23 protein-coding genes and 1 pseudogene are annotated in these 25,690 nt (G+C 61.3%); 12 read left to right on the top strand and 12 right to left on the bottom strand.

Annotated elements, in window-relative coordinates; genetic code table 11:
• Nucleotides 1-300: 300 nt before the first annotated feature.
• Complete coding sequence (locus AAHK20_RS28120; RefSeq protein ID WP_449184768.1) at nt 301-1,782, top strand: benzaldehyde dehydrogenase; 1,482 nt, start codon at nt 301-303, stop codon at nt 1,780-1,782.
• Nucleotides 1,783-1,820: 38 nt separating this feature from the next.
• Nucleotides 1,821-2,918, top strand: coding sequence for an NAD(P)-dependent alcohol dehydrogenase (locus AAHK20_RS28115; protein ID WP_449184767.1), 1,098 nt, complete (start codon nt 1,821-1,823; stop codon nt 2,916-2,918).
• A gap of 72 nt (nt 2,919-2,990) precedes the next feature.
• Here the strand turns inward: AAHK20_RS28115 and AAHK20_RS28110 are convergent, their stop codons facing one another.
• The 4 genes from AAHK20_RS28110 to AAHK20_RS28095 form a co-directional block, all read right to left on the bottom strand.
• Nucleotides 2,991-3,764 (bottom strand): SDR family NAD(P)-dependent oxidoreductase, encoded by a 774-nt coding sequence (locus tag AAHK20_RS28110; RefSeq protein ID WP_449184766.1) that lies wholly within the window; start codon nt 3,762-3,764, stop codon nt 2,991-2,993.
• Nucleotides 3,765-3,799: 35 nt separating this feature from the next.
• Entirely contained in the window at nt 3,800-4,699 is a 900-nt protein-coding gene (locus AAHK20_RS28105; protein WP_449184765.1) for an amidohydrolase family protein, read from the bottom strand.
• Nucleotides 4,700-4,766: 67 nt separating this feature from the next.
• Nucleotides 4,767-6,623 carry a feruloyl-CoA synthase gene (locus AAHK20_RS28100; RefSeq protein ID WP_449184764.1) on the bottom strand — a complete coding sequence of 619 codons (1,857 nt, stop codon included), beginning with the start codon at nt 6,621-6,623 and terminating at the stop codon, nt 4,767-4,769.
• Nucleotides 6,624-6,700: 77 nt separating this feature from the next.
• Complete coding sequence (locus AAHK20_RS28095; protein ID WP_449184763.1) at nt 6,701-7,483, bottom strand: crotonase/enoyl-CoA hydratase family protein; 783 nt, start codon at nt 7,481-7,483, stop codon at nt 6,701-6,703.
• A gap of 121 nt (nt 7,484-7,604) precedes the next feature.
• Here AAHK20_RS28095 and AAHK20_RS28090 point away from each other — a divergent pair, with 121 nt between their 5' ends.
• Entirely contained in the window at nt 7,605-8,120 is a 516-nt protein-coding gene (locus tag AAHK20_RS28090) for a MarR family winged helix-turn-helix transcriptional regulator (RefSeq protein ID WP_449184762.1), read from the top strand.
• 84 nt (nt 8,121-8,204) lie between these two features.
• Here AAHK20_RS28090 and AAHK20_RS28085 read toward each other — a convergent pair whose 3' ends face one another.
• The 3 genes from AAHK20_RS28085 to AAHK20_RS28075 form a co-directional block, all read right to left on the bottom strand.
• Nucleotides 8,205-9,281 (bottom strand): porin, encoded by a 1,077-nt coding sequence (locus AAHK20_RS28085; RefSeq protein WP_449184761.1) that lies wholly within the window; start codon nt 9,279-9,281, stop codon nt 8,205-8,207.
• Between the two features lie 232 nt (nt 9,282-9,513).
• Entirely contained in the window at nt 9,514-10,773 is a 1,260-nt protein-coding gene (locus AAHK20_RS28080) for an MFS transporter (RefSeq protein ID WP_449184760.1), read from the bottom strand.
• Between the two features lie 334 nt (nt 10,774-11,107).
• Complete coding sequence (locus tag AAHK20_RS28075; RefSeq protein WP_449184759.1) at nt 11,108-11,371, bottom strand: hypothetical protein; 264 nt, start codon at nt 11,369-11,371, stop codon at nt 11,108-11,110.
• A gap of 270 nt (nt 11,372-11,641) precedes the next feature.
• Here AAHK20_RS28075 and AAHK20_RS28070 point away from each other — a divergent pair, with 270 nt between their 5' ends.
• Entirely contained in the window at nt 11,642-12,220 is a 579-nt protein-coding gene (locus AAHK20_RS28070) for a lytic transglycosylase domain-containing protein (protein WP_449184758.1), read from the top strand.
• A gap of 112 nt (nt 12,221-12,332) precedes the next feature.
• Nucleotides 12,333-12,686, top strand: coding sequence for a hypothetical protein (locus AAHK20_RS28065; protein ID WP_449184757.1), 354 nt, complete (start codon nt 12,333-12,335; stop codon nt 12,684-12,686).
• A 37-nt stretch (nt 12,687-12,723) separates the two neighbouring features.
• Here the strand turns inward: AAHK20_RS28065 and AAHK20_RS28060 are convergent, their stop codons facing one another.
• From AAHK20_RS28060 to AAHK20_RS28050, 3 genes are all read right to left on the bottom strand, one after another.
• A complete protein-coding gene (locus AAHK20_RS28060) occupies nt 12,724-13,008 on the bottom strand; it encodes a hypothetical protein (RefSeq protein WP_449184756.1) in 285 nt (94 codons plus the stop codon).
• Nucleotides 13,009-13,161: 153 nt separating this feature from the next.
• On the bottom strand, nt 13,162-13,905 hold the full coding sequence (locus AAHK20_RS28055) for a carboxypeptidase regulatory-like domain-containing protein (protein WP_449184755.1): 744 nt from the start codon (nt 13,903-13,905) through the stop codon (nt 13,162-13,164).
• A gap of 21 nt (nt 13,906-13,926) precedes the next feature.
• Nucleotides 13,927-16,302 (bottom strand): YjbH domain-containing protein, encoded by a 2,376-nt coding sequence (locus AAHK20_RS28050; RefSeq protein WP_449184754.1) that lies wholly within the window; start codon nt 16,300-16,302, stop codon nt 13,927-13,929.
• A gap of 433 nt (nt 16,303-16,735) precedes the next feature.
• Between AAHK20_RS28050 and AAHK20_RS28045 the strand changes: the two genes are divergently transcribed.
• The gene (locus tag AAHK20_RS28045) at nt 16,736-17,779 is read left to right on the top strand and encodes an acyltransferase family protein (RefSeq protein ID WP_449184753.1); all 1,044 of its coding nucleotides are present in this window, start codon (nt 16,736-16,738) and stop codon (nt 17,777-17,779) included.
• A 56-nt stretch (nt 17,780-17,835) separates the two neighbouring features.
• Here AAHK20_RS28045 and AAHK20_RS28040 read toward each other — a convergent pair whose 3' ends face one another.
• Nucleotides 17,836-18,969 (bottom strand): helix-turn-helix domain-containing protein, encoded by a 1,134-nt coding sequence (locus AAHK20_RS28040; RefSeq protein WP_449184752.1) that lies wholly within the window; start codon nt 18,967-18,969, stop codon nt 17,836-17,838.
• Between the two features lie 11 nt (nt 18,970-18,980).
• On the opposite strand from AAHK20_RS28040, the gene AAHK20_RS28035 reads away from it, so the two are divergent.
• The 6 genes from AAHK20_RS28035 to AAHK20_RS28010 all read left to right on the top strand — a co-directional run bounded on the left by AAHK20_RS28035 (nt 18,981) and on the right by AAHK20_RS28010 (nt 25,385).
• Nucleotides 18,981-19,268 (top strand): hypothetical protein, encoded by a 288-nt coding sequence (locus tag AAHK20_RS28035; RefSeq protein WP_449184751.1) that lies wholly within the window; start codon nt 18,981-18,983, stop codon nt 19,266-19,268.
• Between the two features lie 107 nt (nt 19,269-19,375).
• Nucleotides 19,376-20,533, top strand: a complete 1,158-nt coding sequence (locus tag AAHK20_RS28030) for a hypothetical protein (protein WP_449184750.1) — start codon at nt 19,376-19,378, stop codon at nt 20,531-20,533.
• Between the two features lie 251 nt (nt 20,534-20,784).
• Nucleotides 20,785-21,723 (top strand): UTP--glucose-1-phosphate uridylyltransferase GalU, encoded by a 939-nt coding sequence (gene galU, locus AAHK20_RS28025; protein WP_449184749.1) that lies wholly within the window; start codon nt 20,785-20,787, stop codon nt 21,721-21,723.
• Between the two features lie 262 nt (nt 21,724-21,985).
• Nucleotides 21,986-22,987 (top strand): helix-turn-helix domain-containing protein, encoded by a 1,002-nt coding sequence (locus AAHK20_RS28020; protein ID WP_449184748.1) that lies wholly within the window; start codon nt 21,986-21,988, stop codon nt 22,985-22,987.
• Nucleotides 22,988-23,317: 330 nt separating this feature from the next.
• Nucleotides 23,318-24,691, top strand: a complete 1,374-nt coding sequence (locus AAHK20_RS28015) for a UDP-glucose dehydrogenase family protein (RefSeq protein ID WP_449184747.1) — start codon at nt 23,318-23,320, stop codon at nt 24,689-24,691.
• Nucleotides 24,692-24,746: 55 nt separating this feature from the next.
• A complete protein-coding gene (locus AAHK20_RS28010) occupies nt 24,747-25,385 on the top strand; it encodes a hypothetical protein (protein WP_449184746.1) in 639 nt (212 codons plus the stop codon).
• 38 nt (nt 25,386-25,423) lie between these two features.
• On the opposite strand, the pseudogene AAHK20_RS28005 reads toward AAHK20_RS28010, so the two are convergent.
• Nucleotides 25,424-25,645, bottom strand: a pseudogene (locus tag AAHK20_RS28005) (NUDIX domain-containing protein); the annotation flags it as partial.
• Between the last annotated feature and the right edge of the window lie 45 nt (nt 25,646-25,690).

Genomic DNA, 25,690 nt, shown 5'->3' with positions numbered 1-25,690 from the left:
CTCCAGATAGATCGTTATTGGATGAAATGATCAAATTCAATATTTATTATTTGATATAACTTTTATCAAATGCGCAAGTTGCGGAGAGCCCGCAAAGGACACTGCAAGGCAGCATCCGCGGCCATGGGCCGCGCGCTCGAAAGTCCATCCATCCCTTGCCTGCCGAGGCTGCTCGCGTCCTTGCGCAGTACAGCAATCCCACTCGCGCGGCGCCGATGGCACGCCGATTGCAAAGACAAGCGCCGTGCACGCGGCTACCCCCGGGCACTTCACGACACTTCAAACACGGAGACGAACAACATGACAGACAGTCCGGCGAAGCCGCTCATCGATCACGACGCCTGGGCCGGCCGCCTTTTTGGCGGCGCAGATGGTATTTGGTATACCGCACACGAAATACGCGATGTCATCGAACCGGCCACCGGCGAGCGCCTCACGCAAGTCGGCCTGGCGCGGGCGGCGGACGTGGCTCGCGCCGCCCAAGCCGCGGCAGCCGCCCAGCCGGCATGGGCCGCGCTCGCGCCGCGCGAACGCGCCGCCATCCTGCGCCGCGCGGCCGCCGCGCTCGAGCGCGACCTCGAGCCCGCCGCACGCTATATCGCGCGCGAAACGGGCGGCATCCTGGCGAAAGCCCAACTCGAAGTGGCCGAAGCCGCGACGCAACTGCATATCGCCGCCGGCCTGCCACTTCAACCGCAGGGGCTCGTGTTGCCGTCCGTCGCGGGACGCTTGAGCTACGCGCGGCGCGTGCCGCATGGGGTCGTCGGCGTGATCTCGCCGTTCAACTTTCCGCTGATCCTGTCGATGCGCTCAGTCGCACCGGCGCTCGCCACCGGCAACGCCGTCGTGCTCAAGCCCGATCCGCAGACGCCGGTCAGCGGCGGCTTTCTGATCGCGCGCGCGTTCGAGGAAGCCGGCTTGCCGCCAGGCGTGCTGCAAGTGCTGCCGGGCGACGCCGATGCGGGCGCGGCCGTCGTCGAAGCCCCCGAGGTTCGGATGATTGCGTTCACCGGCTCGACGGCCGCGGGCCGCAAGGTCGGCGAGCTCGCCGGACGCTTGCTGAAGAAGGTGTCGCTCGAACTCGGCGGCAAGAACACGTTGATCGTGCTAGACGACGCGGACCTCGACATCGCGGCCAGCAACGCCGCGTTCGGCGCGTTCTTTCATCAAGGGCAGATCTGCATGGCGACCGGCCGCATCGTCGCGCATCGCAAGATCGCCGCCGAGTTGACGCGGCGCCTCGTCGAGAAGGCCAACACGCTGCCCGTGGGCGACCCGGCGAGCGGCACCGTCGCGCTCGGGCCGCTCATCAACGCGCGGCAACTGCAGAACGTCGATGCGATCGTCCGTGCGTCGATCGAGGCCGGTGCGGTGCTCGAAGCCGGCGGCACGCACGAACGCCTGTTCTACAAGCCGACCGTGCTGTCGAACGTGCAGCCCGGCATGCGCGCGTTCGACGAGGAAATTTTCGGCCCCGTCGCCGCGATCACGCCGTTCGACAGCGACGACGAAGCCATTGCGCTTGCCAACCGGACCGAATACGGCCTGTCGTGCGCGGTCATCGGTGCGTCGGTCCAGCGCGCGAACGCCATCGGCGAGCGGCTCAAATGCGGCCTCCTGCACATCAACGGCCAAACCGTCGCCGACGAGTGCGTGAATCCGTTCGGCGGACGCGGCGACTCGGGCAACGGCGGCAGCATGGGCGGTCCCGCGGATGTCGACGAATACACGCAATGGCAATGGGTGACGGTCAAGGAAGCGGCCGAGCGCACGCCGTTTTGAAGCGCGAAAACATTGGGCATCACGACAGGAGACGAAAAATGAAGATCAAAGCCGCGGTCGCCCGCGAAAAAGGCGGGCCGCTCACGATCGAAACGCTGGAGCTCGAGGAGCCGCGCGACGACGAGATTCTCGTGCGCGTCGTCGCGACCGGCGTGTGCCACACCGATGTCGTCGTGCGCGATGGCCTGCTGCCGACACCGCATCCGGTCGTGCTCGGGCACGAGGGCGCAGGCATCGTCGAGCGCGTCGGGCGCAACGTCACGAAGGTCGCGCCGGGGGACGCCGTCGTCATGACCTACGATTCGTGCGGCAGTTGCCCCGCATGCGCCGCACACGCGCAAAGCTATTGCCACGCGTTTTTCCCGCGCAACTTCTTTGCTACGCGCCCCGACGGCAGCAGCGCGCTATCGAAAGACGGCACGCGGATTCATGGCAATTTCTTCGGGCAGTCGTCGTTTGCGACGCATGCGCTTTGCCGCGCAAGCAATGTCGTCAAGGTGCCTTCCGACGCGCCGCTCGAATTTCTCGGTCCGCTCGCCTGCGGGGTGCAGACCGGCGCGGGCGCCGTGATGAACGCGCTGCGTGTGGCCGCGGGAGCTTCGTTTGCGGTGTTTGGCGCGGGGTCGGTCGGGCTGTCGGCTGTCATGGCCGCGCGTGTCGTCGGGGCAACGACGATCGTCGCCATCGATCTGCACGACGAGCGGCTGGATTTCGCTCGCAGCGTGGGCGCGACGCATACGCTGAATCCGGCGCGTGACGATGTGGTCGCCGCACTGATCGAGTTGACCGGGTATGGCATCGACTATGCGCTCGATACGACCGGTGTCGCCAAAGTCATTCGGCAGGCCACCGATGCGCTCGCGCCGCGCGGCACCTGTGGCGTGCTTGGCGCTTCCGCACCGGGTACGGAGATCGTGCTCGACGAAGTGCATTTCATGAGCGGCGGACGGCGGCTGATGGGAATCGTTGAAGGCGAGTCGGCACCCGATACGTTCATTCCCACGTTGATCAAATTGCACCAGCTAGGGATGTTCCCATTCGAGCGGATGGTTAAGTTCTATCCGTTCAAGGACATCAATGTCGCGATTGCGGATTCGCTCGAGGGGCGGACGATCAAGCCGATTGTGAGGATGTGATGCTCGATGCCCGCCGCAACGCTATTCGTCCGGCGGGCATCGAGGCAACGAGTGCGCAGTGTTCGATTGATTTCACCGCGGCGGCAGCCGCAGCGCGCCGTCGAGTCGAATCACTTCGCCATTCAACGCCGCATTGCCGACCACGTGCAAGGCCAGATCCGCAAACTCTTCCGGTTTGCCCAAACGCTTCGGGAACGGAATCGAAGCCGCGAGCGATTGCTGCACGTCCTCGGGCAACGCATAAAGCAACGGCGTGAGGAACAGCCCCGGCGCAATCGTCACGACGCGCACGCCGAACTGCGCCAGATCGCGCGCCAGCGGCAAAGTCAGCGACACGAGCCCGCCCTTTGACGCAGCATAGGCAGCCTGCCCCACTTGCCCGTCATACGCCGCGACCGACGCCGTGCAGACGATCACCCCGCGTTCACCGTCTTCGAGCGGTTCCGTTCGCGTCATCCGCGCAGCCGCAAGGCGGATCATGTTGAACGTGCCGAGCAAATTCACATTGATGATCCGGGCGAAATCTTCCTGCGGCATCGCCGCGCCGTCCCGTCCAACCAGCCGCCTGGCGCCGCCGATGCCCGCGCAATTCACCAGGATGCGCGCCGTACCGTGTGCGCGTTCGCCCGCTTCCAGCGCCGCTTCGACCGACGCCGTATCGGTGATATCGCATCGCTGTGCGAGCGCCACCCCGTGTCCGAGCTCTTCGGCAAGCGCCTCCAGCGCCCCATCGTTTACGTCGAGCAGCGTCACCCGCGCGCCTGCCGCCACCAACGCGCGCGCCGTCTGCGCGCCCAATCCCGACGCTGCCCCAGTGACGAGCGCCGCCTGTCCTTTTGCTTGCATGGAGTGTCCTCAACAGTAAGTCGATCAGGTATCGATCACGCCGCCTGCGCCGGCGTTGCATTGCCCAGCCCGAGCAAACGCACCGCGTTGTCCTTCAACAGCAACGGATGCACTTCCGGCTTGAAACCCGCCTTCTGAAAGTCGTCGAGCCATCGGTCAGGGCGAATCAATGGAAAGTCCGAGGCGAACAACATCCGCTCTTTCAACAGCGAATTCGCGTACTGCACGAGTTGCGGCGGAAAATACTTCGGCGACCATCCGGACAAATCGATGTACACGTTCGGCTTGTGCAGGCAGATCGACAACGCCTCGTCCTGCCACGGCCACGACGGGTGCGCGATCACCACTTTCATGTCGGGGAAATCCGCCGCTACGTCGTCGAGATGGATCGGCTCCGAATATTTGAGCCGCAGGCCGCCGCCGCCCGGCATGCCGCTGCCGATGCCGGAGTGCCCGCTATGAAACACCGCCGGCAGTCCGTATTCGGCGATCACCTCGTAAAGCGGATAGGCCATCCGGTCGTTGGCGTAAAAGCCCTGCACGGTCGGATGAAACTTGAAGCCGCGCACGCCGTATTCCTCTATCAAGCGCCGCGCCTCGCGCGCACCCATCTTGCCCTTGTGCGGATCGATGCTCGCGAATGCGATCATGATGTCTCGGTTATTTGCGGCGAATTCGGCGATCTCCTCGTTCGGTATGCGGCGGCGGCCCATCTGGCTTTCGGCGTCGACCGTAAACATCACGAAACCGATCTTGCGTTCACGGTAGTACTCGATCGTTTCGGGAATCGTGGGACGCCGCCCTTGGCGCAATACGGTGCCGAAGTATTTGTCCGCCGCGTCATCGAATTCCTTGCCGAACAGATCGGGGGGCTGACAGCATGAGACTTCCGCATGAACGTGCGTATCGATTGCGATCAGGTTGTCGATATCCATCTCATCGTCTCCATATTTTGCATTCCTTCATATTGACTACGCCTCAGCATTCTCCCAAACGATGTCTCTACCGGCTCGGCAGCCAGACGGTCAGCGAGCCGCCGCCCCGGTGCAGCGCTTCGACCGTCGCGGCACGCTGTGCGAGCACGGCGCGCTGGTTGATCGATCCTTTGTCGGTCACTTCGCCGGCCGCGAGCGACGGCGGCGGGTCGAGCAGCGCCGCACGCGCGACCCGGTTCGCGCTGCCCGTTCCCCCCGCGTACAGCGTATCGAGCATCGTCTGAAACGCTTCGGCAACGGTTGCGTGCGCAAACACCTGCATGGCGCTTGCTTCGGGCAAGCCGGCCAGCGCGCGACACGCCGCCAGATTCGGCACGATCAGCACGCCGATTTCATCGCGATCGTGACCCGTGACCACCACGTCGGCCACATACGGGCTGCCCGCCGCAATCACGCGCTGCCGCAGCGGCCCGACGCTGACCCAGGTGCCCGTGCTGAGCTTGAAATCCTCCGCAACGCGTCCGTCGAATACGAAGCCGCGATTCGGCCGCGACGCATCGAGCCAGCGCACCGCGTCGCCGGAGCGGAAAAAGCCCTCTTCGTCGAACGCTTCGGTGGTTTGCTCAGGCGCGCGCCAGTAGCCAGGCGTCACGTTCGGGCCGCGATAGCGCACTTCGAGCTTGCGGCTCGCACCGTCTCCGACTGGCACGAGCTTGAGCTCCGTACCCGGCAGCGGCACGCCGATCTGACCCGCCATCACTTCGGTCTCGACGACCATCAGCGCGGACGGCGCGGTTTCGGTCATCCCCAGGCCCGTGTTCATCACGATCCGCTCGCCGCAGTGCGCGATTGCGCTTGCGTGAAGGCGATCCCAGACCGGCTGCTCGAGCGCCGCCCCCGCGTAGAACTGCATGCGCAAGCGGCGATAGAAGGTCTCGCGCAGCGCGGCGTCGACTTCCAGCGCGCGTGCGATTTCTTCCCAGCCCTTGGGCACGTTGAAATAGACCGTCGGCGAAATCTCACGCAGATTCGCAAGCGTGGTGGCGATGCCGTCGGCAGTGGGCTTGCCGTCGTCGATGTAGAGCGAACCGCCGTGAAAGAGCGTGAGCCCGAAGTTCTGGTTGCCGCCGAACGTGTGATGCCACGGCAGCCAGTCGAGAAAGACGGGCGGCTCGTCCGCGAGGAACGGCCACGCCGCCGTTTCCATCACGAGGTTGCTCGCCCACATCCGGTTCGTGTTGATCACCGCCTTCGGCATCTTCGTCGAACCGGACGTGCAGAGGAATTTGACGATCGTGTCGGCATCGGTCGCTGAGCGCGCGGCATCGATGGCGGCGCTCGGCTGCGTTGCCAGCAATGCGGCAAGCGGCGTGCTCGCGCGAGCGGCACCTGGCGCATCCGCAATCACGATTTCGACATCGGCCGGTACGGCTTCGGCGATGGCCGAGGCGAAACGGCTGCCGTCGTCGGTAAAGACCAGGCCCGGCGTAAGCAGCGCAAGAATATGGCGCAGCTTGCCGTAACTCTTATCGAGCAGCGAATACGCGGGAGACACCGGCGCATAGGGCACGCCCGAACACAAGCAGCCGAGCGCGATGAGCGCATGTTCGATTGAATTGCCCGAGAGAATCGCCACCGGACGCTCGGCGCTCAGCCCGCGCGACAGCAGCGCCTCGCCGATGCTGCGCGCCGCGCGCGCGGCTTCCTCGTAGCTCACGCGCTGCCACTGCCCGTCCGCGCCGCGACGCGCGATAAACGTGCGCTCCGGCGCGGCCGCCGCATGTTCGAACAGCCGATCGATGACGCGTGCCGGAAATGCACCGAGCGGCGTCGTCGAGCGAACGCGCAACGTGCCATCGCGGTTTTCGGTCACGTCGATGGGGCCGACGCCGAAATCCACGCGTCGATAAGGGTGTGCTTGCATCGAATGTCTCCGTCTTCTTTGCTAATTGCCGCGGTCTTGCTTGCCGTCTTGTTTAGCGCGTCGCGTTCAAAACCGATTCACTTCGGCCACACGCGGCCCGACTTGTGCTCGAGAAACGCGGCGAGCCGGTCCTGTGTCTGCGGATCGGATAGCGCCACCGACGCCATCAGCGATTCGGTCAACAAGCCATCCTGAATCGATTGATCGGCAATACGCGGCAGCACGTGTGTCACCGCGTAGTTGGTGGTTCGCGAATTCTGAGCGATGCGCTCCGCGAGTTCGCGCGCCTTCGCGAGCCCTTCGCCGTTGCTCACCCGGTATTGAGCGATGCCGGCGTCGTAGCCTTCGCGCGAGTCGTACACGCGGCCGGTCAGCATCATGTCGGCCATGCGCGCGACGCCGATCAGGCGCGGTACGCGCACCGATGCACCGCCGCCGACGAACAGGCCGCGGCTGCCCTCGGGAAGCGCGAAGAACGCGGATTCCTCGGCGACGCGCACGTGACACGCCGACGCCAGCTCGAGCCCGCCGCCGATCGCCGCGCCTTTGAGCACAGCGACGACGGGCGCGCGGCCGAACTGGATCTGTTCGAACGCCGCATGCCACATCCGCGAGTGATGCATCGCTTCGACGGTGCCGCGCTCGCGCATTTCGGAAAGGTCGAGCCCGGCGCAGAAATGTTCGCCTTCGGCGTGGAGGACGATTGCGCGGACCGTGTCCGGCATCGTCTCGAACGCGCGCCGCAGTTCGGCTACCAGCGGATCGCTGATCGCATTGCGCTTCGCGGGGCGGTTCAGACAAACGAATGCTAAAGGATCGGCGTATTCGACCTTCAAGAATTCGTAGGAGGGTTGCGTCATATTCATCACCAATCGAGTATCGGTTACCGTGCTTATTGTTATATCACATAACTATTTTGGCAACAAGAAATCGACGGTATGCGACACGCGTCAGGCCGCTTCGCTTTTAGGGCTGCGTGTTATGATCGGCGCGTTCTTCCCGATGCTTTTCTGCCAACTCGCCTACTCCATGTCCTCGATGCCGCCCTCCTCCGACTACGATGCCAGCGGGCAAGCCGATCAATCCGAATTGCTCGATCTCGTCGGCTACAACATTCGACGCGCCTACATCGTGATCCAGGCGTTGTTCGACAAGGAGATGGAAAAGCACGATCTGCGGCAGGCGGAGTTCAGCGTGTTGTCGGTCCTCAAGGGTAATCCCGGCATCAACCAGAGGGCCCTCGCTGAAGCGCTCGCGGTGGCCCCGCCCAACCTCGCGACCCTGCTCGATCGTCTCGAAGCGCGCGGCCTTCTGACCCGCCAGCGCAGCACCGATGACAAGCGCGTCCAGCACGTTGGATTGACCACGCAAGGCGCGCGGCTCTATGGGCGCGCACTGAGGTCCGCGGCAAGCGCGGACGATACAGCAATAGAAAAACTCAGCGACTCCGAACGCGCACAATTAAAAGCCCTACTGCGCAAGATCTTCACGGAATAAACGGCAAGCTGCCTTCGAGAACCAGCCTTTCGGCATTGACTGGTGATCGAAGGCGGATTGCGGGTTCAGTTTGCGGGTGCGTGGTTAGAAACGCGTTTGCAAGCCGATGCGCCCGATGAACTGCGACGGCGAGCTCGACGCGACCATCACGTCGTTGATCTGCGCGTTCGCTCCTGCGTTGGCCCGCTGATAGACGGCCGCGACATACACGTTGGTGCGCTTGGAGAAGTTGTACTGCACCTCCGCCGTCACCTGATGCGCGTGGTTGTCGTCGACGACGCTATTGCCCTTCATGTACGAATACACGCCGCTGATCAGCCACGGGCTGTTGAACGAATACGCCGCGCCCACCTCGACCTGCCACACGCCCGCACCGTTCAGATTGTTGTGCACCGTCGTGAAAAGCGCGGTCGTGACGACATTGCCGATGTGATAGTGCGCGCCGACGCCCCAGTTGCGCACGCTGTCCTGCACGCCGTCGACTGCCGTTTTCGTGAGCGTGTATGCCGCGTTGGCGCCGAACGGCCCATTCACGTAGTTGAGCCCGAAGCTTTGCGCATTGCCCGCGCCGATCGATCCGGCCACATTGCCGAAGCCGTACATTGCGCCCGCCGAAAATCCGCCGATGGTGGGGCTCAGGTACTTCACCGAGTTCTGCACTCGCTCGCCGGCCATGCGGTCCCAGTCGAACGCGCCGGTCGGATTGTTTGGCAACGCAAGCTTCGCGAACGGACCGTTGCGAAAGTCATAGATCCCTTGCGCGTAAAACGCCGCGTCGTCGAGGCCGAAGAACAGCGAATCGGTCATGAAATCGTATTGATTGCCGAGCGTGATGCGCCCCCACTGCTGATCGTCGAGACCGACGTAAGCGTTGCGTCCGAAGAGACTTTGCCCCGGCATGAACGAACCCGTGCCGAGCGTGAACTGGTTCGTCAAATCGAACACCGCTTTCAGACCGCCACCCAAATCTTCCCTGCCGTCGATCTTGAGCAAATTCGGCACTTCGATCCCGTCGTCGAACTTGACGACGCTGCTTCCGCCTTGATTGCTGACGTAGGAAACGCCGCCATCGATCAAGCCGCTCAAGGTCACGCTACTCTGCGCGAACGCGTGGCACGCGAACAGCGCGCAGGCCGCCGCACAGACTGCTTTCAACTTCATCGGATTCTCCTTGCCTGATATGAAAGTCCGGCAGTCGTTCGCCGCCGGTTTGCTTAGTGCCTGGTGCTTGGTGCGATTTCGATGAGACGAAGCGGCCCGTGCGGGCACGCGAGTGCGCCGCAGTCCGGCTCAGGCCGCTTCAACTGCTTGCTTGGAAAAACGTGTGGATCGCTGCGAAGCGCGGGCTATCGATTACCCTGCATGCGATGATTCGCGCTAGTGCGCGTGCGGCTCAGACCGTGTCGCGCGACACGCCCAGCGTTTCGGCAAGGTGGGCTTCGCGTTTGCGCGGCGCCGTTTCGACGAGAAACAGCGACACCACCGCGCCGCCGATCAGCCCGGCGAGCGCAAAGTCGAGCGTGAACGCAAGCCCGAAATGCTGCGCGATATAACCCGCGATCACAGGCGCCATACCGCCACCGAAAATCTCCCCGGTGCCGGACACGAACCCAACTGACGACGCAACGAGCCCCAACGGCGCCGCTTCCGTCGCAATAGGCCCGCTCAACAGCCCCAGCAAACCGAGCGCGAACACCGAGATACCGAACAACAGCGCGAACAGAAGCTGCGGATTGGCGCCAGTCTGCGAGAAGACGTAGAGCAGCACCGCGGCCCCGACGAACGCGATGAACGCTGCGGCACGCCGCCCGATAAAGTCCGAGACGCCCGCCACGCCGAACGAGCCGATAAAGCCGCCAAAGCCGATTGCTGATACGACAAAACCCATGCTTTGCGTGTCGAGATGCAGCACTTCGACGAGGTACGTAGGCACCATCGCGCTGACGACGAAGATGCCGGCCATCGCACAGAGAATGGCGAGCGTCGCAAGCAGAACGTTACGGCTGCCGAAGAGCGCAATCCAGCGCGGCTTGACGTGCCCCGCTTCCGATCCCGGCAACTCGCTCTTCGGATGCTCCCGCAGCATGGCCGCAATCAACGCGGCGACGATCAGTCCCGGTATCGCCGAGATCATGAAGACCCAATGCCACGACGGCACGACGCGCAGGAGCTGCGTCGCGATGATTGGCGCGACGCCCAGGCCCAGCAGCGAGAACATGCTTAGCTGCAAGCCCTGATTGAAGCCGCGCCGTGACGGTAGCGACGCCTCGCCGGTGGCCGCCACGCTTGCGGGCGTGAACGCGCCTTCCGCGACGCCCATGACCGCGCGGATCAGCATCAGGCTTCCGAAGCTTGCGGCGAGACCCGACAGGCTCGACAGCAGCGAAAACGCGATCATCGTGACGACGAGAATTTTCTTGCGTCCAATCCGATCGGACACGGGTCCCATCGCGATCGCCCATACGCCCCATGCGACGCTGAGAATGCCGATCAGGCTGCCGAGTTGCTGAAAATCGAGCCCCAAGTCGCGCATCATGTGCGGAAACAGCGGTGCGACGATCCAGCGGTCGAGGCCGACGAGGCCGAAGCCCAGCGCCAGAAGGATGAGCGTTTTGCGCTCGTAGGCAGTGTCGTGCTGCGGATTAAGGTTCATGTGAGCGTCTCCAATCGTTGTCCCGGCTGATATAGTTATTTTTGATATTCGTTATAGATCATAAGTTGTTTACGCGCGAAAGCAAGCGCACGGCACTAAGGGAAAACGCTGAACGGGTGCCGGAAACGGGTTCGAGTGCGTGAAGGGCAAGGCAGGACGCATCCGGAAGCGGCGCATAGAAACAACGCCACGCGGGGTTCAGCGTCGGCCTCGAAAAGATGAACGGCTGTGGATTGGCAGGCGTGCGAGTCAGACGCGCGCATCGCGACACCCTGCTAGAGCGTCGCGATCAGCGATCTAGGCGATGGAACGGATGGAGGATCAGAAGACGCAGTCAGGAGGCAAAGAGGATGAACGGCAGCGTCGCCATGAGATAGACGGTCAGGCCGATCACCGGCAATCCGAGCGCGATTGCGACAGCGGCAAGGGCCGCGCCCGTCAAGACGAGCACTCGCAGTTTCTGCTGACGCCGGTGCTTCGCTGCGAGTGGGGACAGCGGCGCCGGCGACCCGCCACCATTTTCATGGTCCTTCTCTTCGCTCGCGTACTTCCAAAACGTCAGGCCCAGCATGACTTTCCCCCACGATATGAGAGACATTCTCGCCCTGGACGAATGGGGAATTCGTAAAGACTCGCTGATGGACCGTAAAGCCGGTGTAAACAATGCCGCCGCGCATTGAAATCTTTATGCAATTTTTGCGAACGACGGCCGCCTTTTTCTGAAATCGATCGGCATCGGCGGGTAATGTTTTCGTCAGTTACATCGACGAAAACGCTATCACCCATGAACAACAATTTCGGCGATCGGCTAAGCGCGCGTTCGCGCAGCCTTCGCAGTTTTGTTTTTGCGGCAATCGTAGCCGTCAGCTTGAGTCACGGAATCAGTTATGGCGCGGATACATCGGGTGCCGCCGCATCCGATATCGCGTCGCCCTCGAGCTCACCGCTCGCGCCGGCATCCGACACGTCGCAAGACGGCCTTCCCACTGCCGAAGACATCGCGACGGTACTCAACGTCCGGTTTCATATCGGCCTGCAGGAGTCGTTGAAAATCGGACATGCGGTACTGAACGCAGCGAAACGCGACACGATTTCGCCATTGCTGCTGCTCGCGGTGATTGCGGTCGAATCCAATTTCGACCGCTTTGCGGTAAGCGTGGTCGGCGCGAAGGGCCTCATGCAAGTGCTGCCTTCGCAGCATCGAGACCTCGTGCAGCGCACCTCCGATCTCACCGACGCGAGCACCAACGTCAGCATCGGGTCCACGATCCTGCGCGACTATATCGAGGCATCGGACGGCGATGTCCACGACGCGCTGGTTCGCTATAGCGGTGGTGCGAGAGGCTACGCTAGAAGAGTGTCCGATCGCATGAGCGTGATTAAGACGGCTTTCAGCGCTACGGCACGCAACAACGCCTTCGCAACACCGGCCGCGTTGAAGTATTGACGGGAGCGGTACCGCATTTTTCCATGCAACGCCCGCATTTTTGCACCACGTTTATCCGGCTGTGCGTACTCTGAAATCAAGCTGATCAACCAGGGCGTTTTCGTTACCTACCATGGCTTCCACACAATTGCTCAAGGTCGTCCACGCTGAATCCAGCGTGCCGGCACAATCGGTCTCGCGCAACAACGTCATCCCGTTTCCTTCATCTCAGCGTGTGTTGTTGCCGGTAAGCCTCCACTTTGCGTCGCCCGAACAATCGCGCGCGCAAATCCGGGCGCTGCTGCACTGCCCGCTTGGCGTGTACGTAGCAGGCATCGAAGCCATACGCGGCGACGTGCGCGTGACCTTCGACATCGCTGCGGAAGACTTCGACTTCACGTTGCACACGTTGATTGCGACGCTGCCGCAAGCGACGATCGGGAGGGTCTCGCGGCGCACCGTCAAAACCCAAGCCGCTCACGCTTGACTCGTTCTGTTTAGCGTCACAGTACAGCTTGGCCTTCTTAGGGCCTGCCTTTAGGTGCGCCGCGCGACTTGGCGAGGGATTCCAGTAACGCGTTGGCTTGAAGCGCTACCGTCTCTTCGAAATCCGCGGAGACCGGCCGTTCGTCCTGCATTGAAAGCAGGATATCGACAGCGTGCTTGAATACTTGCGCGACTTGCGCGGTCTGATTGGAGTTTTCGGCGAGCGCCTGAGCGAATGCAGCCTGCACCGCCAGGCAAGCCGCTAAATGCTCGATGCCTCGTTCGAGGCGGGCGACGCGATCTTCCATTTTGCCGATGCGCATGTGAGTTCTCCGGCCGCCCGGGAATCGGCGTGCCAGCAAGGTTCAGCTAGTCAGAATGTTGCACAACGTGTGTTGATGTGCCCGCCTTCGTGAGCGGAAGGCGGGCCTGACAAACAGAATCGACGTATTGCCGAGCGCAAGCGCGTCAGCCCGTCAGCCCGTCGTCCCGGTTCCGCCCGTGCCGCCCGTCGCACTGCCCGAGCCCGTCGTGCCGCCGCTCGAACCGCTGCCGAGCGGCGACGATGCGCCAGCCGAAACAGCAGCGCTCGACAAGCTCGATGCCGGCTGCCCGCTGCTCGTAATTGCACCCTTCGTTTGCAGCGTGTCGAGATCCGAGTCGGCGCCCGCCTGGCCCGGCGTGAACGACACCGTCAGGAACGAGTTCGTCGAGAGCGTCACGCCGTACTGGGTCTTGATGAGCTGCGCGACGCTGTTCTGCGCGTTGGCGATCACCGTGCTGTTCGTCAAAGCGCTTTGATACGTCGTATTCGTCGTGATTGCGCCCAGTAGCCCGTTGAGCGTCGTGCCGAGCTGTCCGGCCATATAGCTCAACAGCAGCTCCGTCAGCGGCGTCACGTTGTATGTTCCGGCGCCCGAGGCGAACGAGTGCAGCGTGGCCGTGCCATTCGTCGCCGTGATCACGCACGGGCCGTCGAACGCGAATGTCGCCGTATAGGCCCCGTTGGAATTGGCGGTCGCGCTCGACGCGCCACTCTTGCAGCTCAGCGTGATCGACGCATTGGCCATAGGCGCCCCAACTGCCGCCGTACCGCTCACCGTGGCCGACGGCGCGCTTCCACTGCTGTTGCCGCCGCCGCAAGCGGCCAGCAAACTGGTTGCGAGCGCAACGGCCCCGAGCTGCAGCGTGCGCTGCTTAGCACCATGAAAAAGCTTCATCGTTTCTCTCCCAGGAAGAAATCACTTGCAACTGGCAGGCACCCGCGCCTGCCCCTCGCCTACACCTTGCAAACCGCCGCCACAGCCGTGCGATGACTCGGCAGCAATCGATCCATCGAGCGTCGCCGGATGCACGTCCGGCTTCGGCGCGTCGCCGTTTGGCGCGGCGTAGCGCAAATACGCATCGCGCATCCGGTACATCTGCGTGCTGAAATACGCGCCGCTGAAGCGCCCTTGATTGAGCAAATTCTGTTGCGTGCTGTACGCGAAACTCAGGTTCTCGGCGGCGTTGCCGCTCAAGTAGTTGGTCGAGCCGACCCGCGTGCGGAAGTCGAGCGAGAACTGCTCGTCTCCGGAAACCTGAGTGATGCCGGGCTTCATGCCCTGGCGCGGTGTGAGCGGGAAGCTGATCGTCGCGCCGACGAAGCTGCCTTGACCGCTGTGCTCGCCATGCACGCTGATCGCGACGTCGTCGAACCAGCGTGTGAGCGTAATGAGCGGACCTTTGTCTCCGCCGACGTAGCGCGCGACGCCCGCCTCCACCCAGACCTTCCACGAAGGCTGGACCCAGCGGTAAGTGAGCTCGGCATTTTTCTCGCTCGGCAGCGCGTCGTGACCCGGCTCGTGATGCAGATACGCGAGGCGCAGACGCACGAGATCGGGACGTCCCGGCACGAACGCTGTGGTCTCGTTTTCGACGCCGACATAGCTGTAGTCGAACTTGCCGACAGCCGCCAAGTTGAAGATCTGCGGTATCACCCAGAAGCCTTGTGTCAAGGCGACCGACTCGAGCCCGCCTTTCAAGCGGTATTGGCTAAAGACGCGGCCGGCGTCCATGTTCTTTGTGTTGTAAAGCGGCGCAACGTAGTTCGCATAAAGTTCCGCACCACGCCAAAGCGGTACGAACCCTTCGATGTTCGCGCCGAGCGACAAGTCGAAATTGCCGTACTCGGTGCCGTACAGATAGCTCGCAATCGGTGAAATGCGAATGCGCGTCAGTCCGTGGGCATGCTCGTTGCCGTACCACACGATCGAACTGGCGTCGTAGGTCAGGCGAGTCGTCATCGTCATCGAAGTACTGGCCGGACCCGCTGCACCTCCTGCGATGAATTGCGCGTACGCGGCACGGTCGACGATCACTTCGCCAAGCGGTTCATTGGCCTTCTTGATCACCGCGTGAATCCGCTCGATACCAATCGGCGCGTTGGCGCTCGCCACGCCCAGCACGATACCTAGCGCGTCGGCTTCATTTTGGTTGTAGCGGTGGTTTTCGTATTCGACGATCAAATCCTTGCCGCTGACGCCGACACGCACGCGCTCCAGTCCGGCACCAGTCAGCTTGCGGAAGATCGAGTCGAATGCCGAACTTTCGAGCGCGTCGGGAATCGGTGATGTGCGAGCGTCGGCAATCTGCGGCGTTGCGTCGTTGACGACGGTCGAGGCATAAGATTGCGTTGTTGGCACGGACGGCTTCACGTCTTGCGTGAGGGTGCCCGCATCGGCCGTGACCGTCGACACAGCGGGGAGCGGAAGCTTCCCGAGCTTAAGCGTCTCTGCCTGATAAGAGTTCGACACGTCGACGTTCTGCCGGGCCTGCGTCACCTTGCAAAGACCGTCCTCACAACCTTGTGCGGTGAACCGCTTGCCGAGCGGGATCTGAATGCCGATCGAGAACGACGTGCGAGGCGCTACGCCGTCTGTTTTTCGAATCGAACGCATGACCGTGCCGACCACGCTCGCGTCCGCGAGCCAGTGGATTGCAGGTGACTGATAGCGTACGCCGGCATACGGGGTCTTCGAGTCGTCTTCCGCAAGCAGCGAAATGCCCGTGTTCCAAAGCGACAGTTGCGCGCCACCGAACACGCCGTTTAGGCGATCGCCCGTGCCGTAGCCGACCGTCAGCGTCGCGGGACCAAAGGTTTGCGACACGACGCCATACGTCGAGCGGAAATAGTGCGTCTGTCCACCGACATCCGTCATGCCAAACGCGATCGCCGGCTGGTACTCGAATAACTTGGGCACCTCGAGCTTGACGTTCGCCATCAAGTGCCGGAGGACGATGTGGTCGGCACCGGGCAAACGCGCGGTCACATCGCCCGGATAGTTCACCAATCCGCCGGACGCTTCGACGTAAGGCAGCAAGCCGACCGCACCCCAGTAGACCTGCGAGTTCGTAGCCTGCTTCCCGTAGCGCGGATCGATGTAGTTGTTGTACTGCCCCTCCGCAACGCCCTCAGGCAAGCCAAACGCGTACGGAATCACCAATCCGCCGGCTTGACCGAAGGCATTCAGCGCTGGGTCGGCGGCATGTGCCGACGCCGAAAGCGCCAAGGCCGCCCCGAGAGCCAGCGCTTTCGGTGCCGAGGGTGGTCGTTGTGCGCGCAATCTATTAGGCATCTATCCTGGGAGTTGCTTACGTTGATCGACCGTCCCCCTCGTTCCGAGCCGGCAAAGCGAGTCCACGCGGCCGTAGTGCCGCCGACAAGCGGAATGGGGAACTATCTCGAGTTCATCGTGCCCGCAACCGAACGGTCCGCCATTCAGCGGCAGCCAATTCACCGAGACACGCTTTAAAGTTTCAACCAGTCCAACGCATTGGCATTCGCATGAGCACATCGAATGAGCGCCCGAAATATGCGTATGCCCGACCTCGCGTACAACAATTGATGCGTTGCACGATAAATGCGGATAACGGTTCGCATGGTAAAAGGCGAGATAGGGCCTATTCAGTCAAACAGTTGGCGCAATCCGTCATATGCGGTTTTCATGACGTATTCCGCCATGCGTTCGTCTAGCATCCCTCAATCGCTACACGATACGGGGCAAGCCAGTGGCAACGAAGCGCAACCGTGCGATCGACACGTTCCGCGGCCTCGGCATTCTGCTTGCCGTGCTCGGGGACACTAAAGGATTGCCCGCCGAACTTCATCGCTACATTTATTCGTTTCATATTCCGGCGTTCTTCCTGCTCTCGGGATATTTGTTCAATGCTGAGCTGGCGAATCACGCAGCGGTCGAATATATAAGGCGCCGATTTGCGCGCCTTATCGCACCGGCATGGACAATCGGCGCGATTTGCGGATTGATCTTTGCCGCCAAGCTGGTCGCCGGCGACATCGATGGCCACACGTTCTTCTCGTTGTTGATTGGCACGGCCGTTGGCGACCCCTACGAGCAAGGCAATTTTCTTTGCTCGCCTCTTTGGTTTCTGTTCTGCTTGTTCAGCATCGAAGTCGCCGCTGCCGCATTGACCCATCTCTCCCTTGCGCTTACCCCGTTCGTGTTGATCGCGGCCGGCGCAGTCGGCACGTGCTGCTTGCGCCTCTTGCCGTTCATTGCATTCGATTTGCACATTGCGGTTTCCGCGGCCTTGTTCTTCGGCTTGGGCTCGCTGGCACGGCTCACCGGGTCATTGCCGTTTTCTCCGGGCGGACTGACTGCACGGCAAGCAGAAGGTCTGTGCCTCACCGGCGCGATCTGGGCAGCCTTGGTGCTTTCGTCGGGCGATCCGGTGAACATGCCGGCAAGCACATTCGGCACGCAGTTGCCGTTCGTCGTTGTGAACGTTACGGCGGCGATTGTCGGCGCGCTGATGCTGCGCTATCTCGCTCTCATCCTGCATCGCATGTGCACGCTACGGTGGCTAGGACGACACACGTTGCCGATTCTCGGATTCAACGGCGTGGTGAATGCCGCCGTCACCCACACGCTAAGCGCGGCAGGAATCGACGCATGGTTTTTTTCCTTCGTTGCGCAACTGGTAGTTCTGTCAGGAATAACGTGGCTACTCGATCTCTCGGGATCTTTTGGCGACTTGATCAACGGCCGATATCGGCCGCTAAGCCGAGGCACGCCACGTTTGTCGTCAAACTAGAAAGACGGCGCAATGACGGCAAGCACGGCACATCATTCGATTGCGTGTGCTGCCCGTCATGCCGCGTCTGGTTGCTCCGAATCGGTCACGCCCGAATTGGCAGCGCGATACTCGGTCGGCGTTAGCGAAAACCGGCGCCTAAAGACGCGCGACAGCCGCTCGCCGCCGCCCATTCCGCAGCGACGCGCGATTTTGTCCACCGGCAAGGTGGTCTCGATCAGCAAGCGGCACACCGCCTCAAGACGAATGCCTAGCAAATATTCCGAAGGCGTTATTGAGGTCTCAGCTTTAAAGCGGCGCAAGAAGGTGCGCTCGCTCATGCCAGCGCCCTCCGCGGCTTGCGCGATTGAAATGGACCGCTTGTAGTTTTCGCGCAGCCACTTCGCGCCAGCCCGTATGCGGTCCGTCCAATCCGATTCATCGCGCTCGCTCGGGCCAGCCTCGCCCACGCCGACGTGCAGCGATTTCATTCGCTGCAGCATCTGCGACTCGATTTGCTTTCTCAGATCGCCTTTGACGAGCGACAGTGCAACGGCAAGAGAACTCTCGACGTCGCCGCCAAAGGGAAAGGTCCGCCCGCCCGCGCGGCTGCGCACACGCTTCACAGGCGGGCCGACTGGCGCTGCCGCTTCTGCCGTCACGGCCACCGTAGACGTCACCGCCGCGTGCAGTTTCCCGTCGCGGTCCCACTTGACGACACCCGCCTTTGCCAAGAATCGGCGCAAGGATTCAATGACGTGCGGGTCCTCGGCCGCGCGCGACGCATGGCCGCCTCCGATCACGAAGACGCCATCCAGCTTCTCCGCCGGCCAGTCGCGGATCGACTCGGTCCACACCTGAATCGATAACGAATCGATCACGTACCCGCCTCTGACGGACAACACCGTGACCGAGAACTGCTTGTCTCCCCGTCGCATGGACATGGTCTCGCTGGCCCGGTTTGCGCGATGAAAAACCTCGACGACCAGGCCAACCTCCATCACCGAAAACCCATCGAATACGACTACTGCGATCTTCGACTCGGCCTCTGGGGCAAGAGGCGCCGAGCATTGCGATATCGCTTGGCGATATCTCGTGTGGCTTGTTTGTGCTTGCATACTGCCCCCGTGGCGCAATCGATCAGCTTCCTCTTTTCTTGTGAAGCGCATCTTACCCACCCCGCCAATGCCGTCGATTGCAGCTGGCGACATTTGGCAAGGTTTTGTCCGAATTGGTTAAACCCTTGATTCCGAAAGAAACCGCAATTAAATTCACCGCCTTATTGAATTTCAGGCGCAACCCCACTTTCGCTTCGCAGGGCGATGAGAACCAGCGCCGTTTGCGCGGAGCACTGCATTCTGGGCAACGTGACGCGACGACCGAGCGGCCCGGCGCCGCACCTGCCTCATCGAAAAAACCGGACCGGCAATGTCAAGGCTTCGATTCGATAGCGCGGGAGAAATCGGCAACAATTTGTCTGAATAAGGCAATTGCTTTGGCTTACCCTTAATTGATCAAAAAAAGTATGGCGCTCGCCATTCTATTATTCGCGCGCGTCAGATTCCTTTTTACATATCAGCAAACAATGCGCAACTGCTCTGTTGCGGAATTGCTATAGTGGAACTCACCGTGATCGCTCCAACAATACTGATTGAACCGGTGGCACGCGGCGTTCGCCTTGAGATCCTTTCCAATGCCATATCGGCACTGCGCAAACGTTCAACCAGCCCGATTTACATCGTTACTCGCGCGGATTACGCTACGGCCGAATTGACGAAATGGCTGGATTCGGCCTGCCCGAATCTCCATTTCATCCCGTCGAGTGTCGATCTGAGCGCCACTACAGGCCCCCTCGAACTCGCGCAGTTCGAATCGTTGCTTGACACCTGCTCAGAAATCGTTGGCCCTGACGATCTCGCCAACCTCATCTTCTTGAGTGCGGATGACTACTTCGATGCCTTCGTTGCCAGTGCAGCGGCGCTGAAGCAGCGATTTGCAAAGGCTCACTGCTTCGCCGTCAGACACCGCAGCGAAGACTTGTTTGCAGCTCGGCGCACGCCTGCGGAATCGAGCCGCATCGCTAAGGACGCGATTGCGTCGCTTGCCGACGCCGATGTCACGTTGATTGCCTTTCACGAGAGTCTGGAAGGGCAAGCGATAGGACGCCGCCCCGTCATCGTGCTTCCAGATCCATGGCACGGACACCTGGCGCCCGAACAGCGTAACCGGGCGCGCCAGCTGTTCGGCTTTGCTGACGAGACGCTGGTCATGGTGGCATTTACCGAACCATCCTCGACCGGCAATGCGGCGCCATGGGTCCGCGCCGCTCAAATACTCGCCAGATCACCCCATACGCATCTCGCGCTCGTCGGCCGCGTCGAGATGGCCCATCAACCGATGCTCGAGAGCTTCGGCAACCGGGTCACGCAAATGGGCTCGCTATCGGACGACGCCAAGCACCGGTGGCTCTTGGCCGCCGCGGACGTCGTACTCATACCTCGCACCGTTGCGCTCGAGAGCGCACAGCTCAGCGATTCCACGCACGCCAAGGCACCTTCGTCACGTGCGCTGCATGCCCGCACCGCCGGTTTTGGCGTTGCCTTCGATAGAGAAGCCATGCGGCAGATAACGAATAGCGTGGAGTTCCTGCATCGCTTTTCGATCCAAGAGATGACCGCGTTAAGAGGCGCTCTTGACCGCCTCGCTCAGGATCGCCTGCTTAGCGTATTCCGCAAGCGCTTCCTTTCGGCCATTTCGCTTGCCGACCATGCCTAAGGCTCGCTCGCTTACCGATTCTTTCCTTCGCTAAATCTGCGTTGTGGCCGTTTCCGTCAAAATCGGCATGCTTTCCGCCACATGCAGCACGAGCCCCCATCTAACGTTCTATGCTCACCCCGGCTCTTACGGCAAGCGTGTGAACACTGACCGCTTGACCGGCACATTTCCGGAATCCGGGCTTGCCATGGCATAGGCACACGCAAGCGCGCTTCCGGTTTCAATCACGGTGACGACATTCGGGAACTTGCATGTTCAAGGTTAAGAAAGCCGTATTTCCTGTAGCTGGACTCGGTACCCGCTTCCTGCCTGCGACCAAGGCGAGCCCGAAGGAAATGCTGCCGGTCGTCGACAAGCCGCTGATCCAATACGCGGTCGAAGAAGCGATGGCCGCCGGCATCACCGAAATGATCTTCGTCACGGGCCGCAGCAAGCGCGCCATTGAGGACCACTTCGATAAGTCGTATGAAATCGAAGCCGAACTCGAAGCGCGCGGCAAGGACAAGCTGCTCGAGCTCGTGCGCAGCATCAAGCCGAGCCATGTCGACTGCTTCTACGTGCGCCAGCCCGAAGCACTCGGCCTCGGCCATGCGGTGCTGTGCGCCGAGAAGCTCGTCGGAGACCATCCGTTCGCGGTGATCCTCGCGGACGACTTGCTGTATGGCGAGCCGCCCGTGATGCAGCAGATGATCGAAATGTTCGACCACTATCACAGCTCGGTGATCGGCGTCGAAGAGATCCCGCCGTCGGAGACAAAATCGTACGGGATCGTGGCGGGTAAGAAATGGGAAGACTCGATCATCAAAATGACCGGCATCGTCGAGAAGCCGACGCCTGAAGTCGCGCCGTCGAATTTGGGCGTGGTGGGCCGCTATGTGCTGAAGCCGCGCATCTTCGATCACCTGCGCGCGTTGAAGCCGGGCGCGGGCGGTGAGCTGCAATTGACCGACGCGATCCAGTCGCTGCTCGCCGACGAGCAAGTGCTTGCGTACAAGTACCACGGCACGCGCTTCGATTGCGGCAGCAAGCTCGGCTACTTGAAGGCAACGGTCGAATTTGCGCTAAGGCACCCGGAAGTGAACGCCGAGTTCAATGCCTACCTATACGACTTTCTGGCTGGCCTCCAGGAATCGGTGCGTTCCTTCATCGCACCTTCGTTGTGTGCATCCAAAGAGACCACGCTAGATTAGTAGTTCTAAAGCGATGTAAAGCCGAAAACAAATATTTCGAATTATTACGAAAACGTTTGCGCGCAATTTTAAACATCACTTATGCGCATTGATTTACGAGGCGAATTGCCATTTTTTTATGGATTGACGCTATCCGACAACTTGTTGGCAATTTCGGCCATTAAATATTGATAAGGGCTATCCCTAGGTAGGATCGCCTCGTTCGATTAATCCGACTCAAAGACGATCGGAACGAGACCACCAATTTGCCGGGGAAAGTCAGATGCAGTGCTTTGCCGAAATTCAACGGAATTCCGTATTGCCGATTGCCCTGCCTGACACGCGCTTTGCAAAGCGTATTGGCGTGGCGTTGTTCAACGGCTTTGCACTTCCCGGTGCGGCAGCGATCGTAGAGGTATTCCACTCGGCAAATGCCTTTGCCGGCTCGGCGCAGCGTGGTAGCGCGCGCTACGAAGTCTGTTTGCTATCAGCGGCCGGCGGAAGAATCGCCAGCGCGTCGTCTGTCTTCGTCTGGACAGACAGCGTCGAGACACTGCGCAATACCGACGATTTCCACGCGCTCTTCATCGTCGGCGGCATCGGAGCAGCCAACGCATTGCGCGACGAGCGGCTGGTCACGTGGCTGCGCCGCGCCTATCCCCGCACCGAGCTGATATTCCCGATCGCCGAAGGCCGCTTGCTCCTCGAAGCTGCCGGTTTCGGACAGGCCGCCAATGGGCGGGGGTATGGCGAGCGCGTCGCCAAGTCCTTGCGCAATGTCGCCAGCGCCTCCCCAATGGCTGAGCCCGCGGACCCGCTGCGTATCGCGCTGTCGGTGGTTCAAGAGGACCTCGGCGCGGAGACCGCGCGCCAGATCTCGAACTGGGTTGCGCCTCCTGCTGAAACGCAATTCACCTCCATCGTGCGCAAGAACGCGTCGGTTTGCGTCAGCGAGAAGATCCAGGAATCGGCTCGGTGGCTCGAGGCAAACGGCGACCGGCCCATCGCCATCGACGACGCCGCGCAAATCGCCGCTATGAGCGAGCGCAATTTCCTGCGGCGCTTCAAGATGGAGATGGGGGTCACGCCATCCGATTACCTCTTGTACGTGCGGCTCGACATGAGCTGCCGCCTGCTCGTCGAAACCAATTTGCCGGTCGACAAGATTGCACGGCGTTGCGGCATCGGCAGCGGTGGACGTCTCTCGAAGCTGTTCCGCAAGCACCTCGAAACGACACCGACGGAATACCGCGCGAGCAAACGGCCGATGGCGAAATCCACGTAGGACGCCCGCCAATCAGGCGCCCAGCGATTGCTATTCCAGAGGGGTCCATTTCCCCCATTTTGCCCGCCAGTTTCATCGGCGGGTTTTTTTTATAAATTTTGGAAATATCCTTATGCGAATTTTCTTGTCTTTTTCGACATCTCCATTCGCAGCCATGGCGGTGGATTTGGCGAAAAATGAAAATATCTGGTCTCCTTTCGCCACCCTGCCCTAAACGCCAATTCTTTCGGTAAAGATGCGTGCTTGTCGGTCTTCTATTCGTATTCACGAGCAGCGGACATAGAGCAGCCCGCTACTCCTCGCCATCCCTTCTTTTTGCACCTCGGACACATGAAAGTCACTATTGTCGGAACAGGCTATGTCGGGCTCGTCACCGGAGCATGCTTGGCGGAATTAGGCAACGATGTGCTGTGTCTGGATGTCGACTCGGCCAAGATCGATCAGCTCAATAACGGCGTCGTACCGATCTACGAGCCCGGATTGTCGGATGTGATCGAGCGCAACCGCGATGCAGGACGTCTTCGCTTTTCCACCGACATTCCCGAGGCCGTCGCGCACGGCGATATCCAATTCATCGCCGTGGGCACGCCGCCGGATGAGGACGGTTCAGCCGATCTGCAGTATGTGCTCGCCGCCGCGCGCAGCATCGCACGGCATATGACCGGCTTCAAAGTGATCGTCGATAAGTCGACGGTGCCGGTGGGCACGGCAGACAAGGTTCGCAATGTCATCGCAGCCGAACTGGCGGAGCGCGGCGTCGACTTGCAGTTCGCGGTGATCTCCAACCCCGAGTTCCTGAAGGAAGGGGCCGCGGTCGAAGACTTCATGCGTCCGGATCGCATCGTGATCGGCTGCGATGCCGACGTGCCCGGTTTGCGCGCGAAGAGCTTGATCGAGCAGCTGTACGCGCCATTCAATCGCAATCATCAGCGCACGCTTTTCATGGAGGTGCGCTCGGCCGAATTCACCAAATACGCCGCCAATGCGATGCTGGCGACGCGGATTTCGTTCATCAACGAGCTCGCCAACCTCGCCGATCGCGTCGGCGCCGACATCGAGCAAGTCCGCAGGGGCATCGGTTCCGATCCGCGTATCGGTTATAGCTTTCTCTATGCGGGATGCGGCTATGGCGGCTCGTGTTTTCCAAAGGATGTGCGCGCGTTGATGCATACGGCCGGTGAGCACGATATGGAATTGAACATCCTGGCGTCGGCGGAGTTCGTCAACGAGCAGCAGAAGATGGTGCTGTTCGACAAGATCCGGCGTCACTTCAATCGCGAGCTCGAAGGTAAACGCTTTGCCGTTTGGGGTCTCGCCTTCAAGCCCAATACCGATGACATGCGGCAGGCGACCAGCAGGACGCTGATTGCGGAGTTGCTGCGCGCGGGCGCTTCGGTGAGCGTGTATGACCCAGTGGCACTGGACGAGGCCAGGCGGGCGCTCGCGGTAGATCTCGACCCCGATACCTATGAGGGCATCCGCTTCTCGAAGGACCGCGATGCCACCCTGCACGATGCCGACGCCCTCGTGATTCTGACCGAGTGGAAGGAGTTCCGCAGCCCGGACTTCGAGCATATGAAGGCCGCACTAAAAGACACCGTCGTGTTTGACGGACGGAATCTGTACGACCCGGTTGCGATGAAGAGAGACGGCTGGACCTACTACACGATCGGACGCGATGCTGCGAAGAACGGCTCGTGGTGATAACCCGCGCGGCGATCGGCCGTCTCCTTTGCACGTCTTGACACGACAAGCGCTTATGGAAAAGACGACCCAGTACGCAGCGCTCCTTGCTGCGGCATGCGCGCTTTATTGTGCGTCGGCCGCAGCGCAAGAGAGCCTCAATCCCGCACAGGTCCGGTCTGCCGCACATCGCGCGGGGCAAAGTCCGCGCGCGGCTTCCGAGGCGGTTGCGAACCCGCTACTGGGTGCGCCTCGGGACTATGACGACAGCTACCTCTCGAGCCTCGGCGTCTCACATTCGACGGAGAACCACGGTTCATCGCGCGGCGGCGAACGGCGCGGCGAAGAAGCGACATCCGCATCGCCACTGAGTCCCGTGCTCGGCGCCCCCGAAGACTATGAAGACAGTTATCTCTCGAAGAGTGACAGCGGACGTCGCGGGCAAGCTTCGGAAGCGCAGTTGACGAGTTATAGGCTCACGCCGGTAGAGCAGTTGGCGTCCCCTGACTCCTCCGGCGATTCCAGTTCGTCGTCGGAAGACACCGCTCCGCGGAAAACGGTCACGGGCTCGAGTGTTGTTTCGTTGCATGGCAATTCTCAAGAGCGGGAAACGGCAACAAACAAAACCAACCTGTCCGCTGCCACCTCACTTCGTGCGCTAAGCGGGCAAGCGCGTATGGATCCGGCCTCGGCGATCTATCGTTCGCCTTGGTGAGCGGTTACTTCAAAGCCCGCTCGATTAAAGCGCCTAACGAGTTCGTCGTGCGCAATGCGCCGAAAGGCGTCGTCTATGGGCTCGTTTTTTCGAATGCGTCCCCCGGGAACGAACCAGAAGCCCTGAGCAGACCGGTTGACGCGACGGCCGAGAAGGTAGCGACCCTCGTTGTTCTCGATGATCAGGTCGATCGCTATCAGAGGGGTGGAGGTGATTACCGTTAGGAAGGCTTCGGGGGAGAGCGTGGCCTGTTGAGGTATTTTTGAAAAAACGTAGATTCCTTATAGCGGCATTCCGCCACTTAT

The organism is Trinickia camelliae, from assembly GCF_053525655.1.
Note: the sequence above shows the minus strand (reverse complement) of the source record. Positions and strands in the feature narration are given on the sequence as shown.

Coding starts and splice junctions, on each gene's coding strand:
- AAHK20_RS28120 (WP_449184768.1), top strand. CDS start 301: ATGACAGACAGTCCGGCGAAGCCGCTCATCGATCACGACGCCTGGGCC.
- AAHK20_RS28115 (WP_449184767.1), top strand. CDS start 1,821: ATGAAGATCAAAGCCGCGGTCGCCCGCGAAAAAGGCGGGCCGCTCACG.
- AAHK20_RS28110 (WP_449184766.1), bottom strand. CDS start 3,764: ATGCAAGCAAAAGGACAGGCGGCGCTCGTCACTGGGGCAGCGTCGGGA.
- AAHK20_RS28105 (WP_449184765.1), bottom strand. CDS start 4,699: ATGGATATCGACAACCTGATCGCAATCGATACGCACGTTCATGCGGAA.
- AAHK20_RS28100 (WP_449184764.1), bottom strand. CDS start 6,623: ATGCAAGCACACCCTTATCGACGCGTGGATTTCGGCGTCGGCCCCATC.
- AAHK20_RS28095 (WP_449184763.1), bottom strand. CDS start 7,483: ATGACGCAACCCTCCTACGAATTCTTGAAGGTCGAATACGCCGATCCT.
- AAHK20_RS28090 (WP_449184762.1), top strand. CDS start 7,605: ATGATCGGCGCGTTCTTCCCGATGCTTTTCTGCCAACTCGCCTACTCC.
- AAHK20_RS28085 (WP_449184761.1), bottom strand. CDS start 9,281: ATGAAGTTGAAAGCAGTCTGTGCGGCGGCCTGCGCGCTGTTCGCGTGC.
- AAHK20_RS28080 (WP_449184760.1), bottom strand. CDS start 10,773: ATGAACCTTAATCCGCAGCACGACACTGCCTACGAGCGCAAAACGCTC.
- AAHK20_RS28075 (WP_449184759.1), bottom strand. CDS start 11,371: ATGTCTCTCATATCGTGGGGGAAAGTCATGCTGGGCCTGACGTTTTGG.
- AAHK20_RS28065 (WP_449184757.1), top strand. CDS start 12,333: ATGGCTTCCACACAATTGCTCAAGGTCGTCCACGCTGAATCCAGCGTG.
- AAHK20_RS28060 (WP_449184756.1), bottom strand. CDS start 13,008: ATGCGCATCGGCAAAATGGAAGATCGCGTCGCCCGCCTCGAACGAGGC.
- AAHK20_RS28055 (WP_449184755.1), bottom strand. CDS start 13,905: ATGAAGCTTTTTCATGGTGCTAAGCAGCGCACGCTGCAGCTCGGGGCC.
- AAHK20_RS28050 (WP_449184754.1), bottom strand. CDS start 16,302: ATGCCTAATAGATTGCGCGCACAACGACCACCCTCGGCACCGAAAGCG.
- AAHK20_RS28040 (WP_449184752.1), bottom strand. CDS start 18,969: ATGTCGCCAGCTGCAATCGACGGCATTGGCGGGGTGGGTAAGATGCGC.
- galU (WP_449184749.1), top strand. CDS start 20,785: ATGTTCAAGGTTAAGAAAGCCGTATTTCCTGTAGCTGGACTCGGTACC.
- AAHK20_RS28020 (WP_449184748.1), top strand. CDS start 21,986: ATGCAGTGCTTTGCCGAAATTCAACGGAATTCCGTATTGCCGATTGCC.
- AAHK20_RS28015 (WP_449184747.1), top strand. CDS start 23,318: ATGAAAGTCACTATTGTCGGAACAGGCTATGTCGGGCTCGTCACCGGA.
- AAHK20_RS28010 (WP_449184746.1), top strand. CDS start 24,747: ATGGAAAAGACGACCCAGTACGCAGCGCTCCTTGCTGCGGCATGCGCG.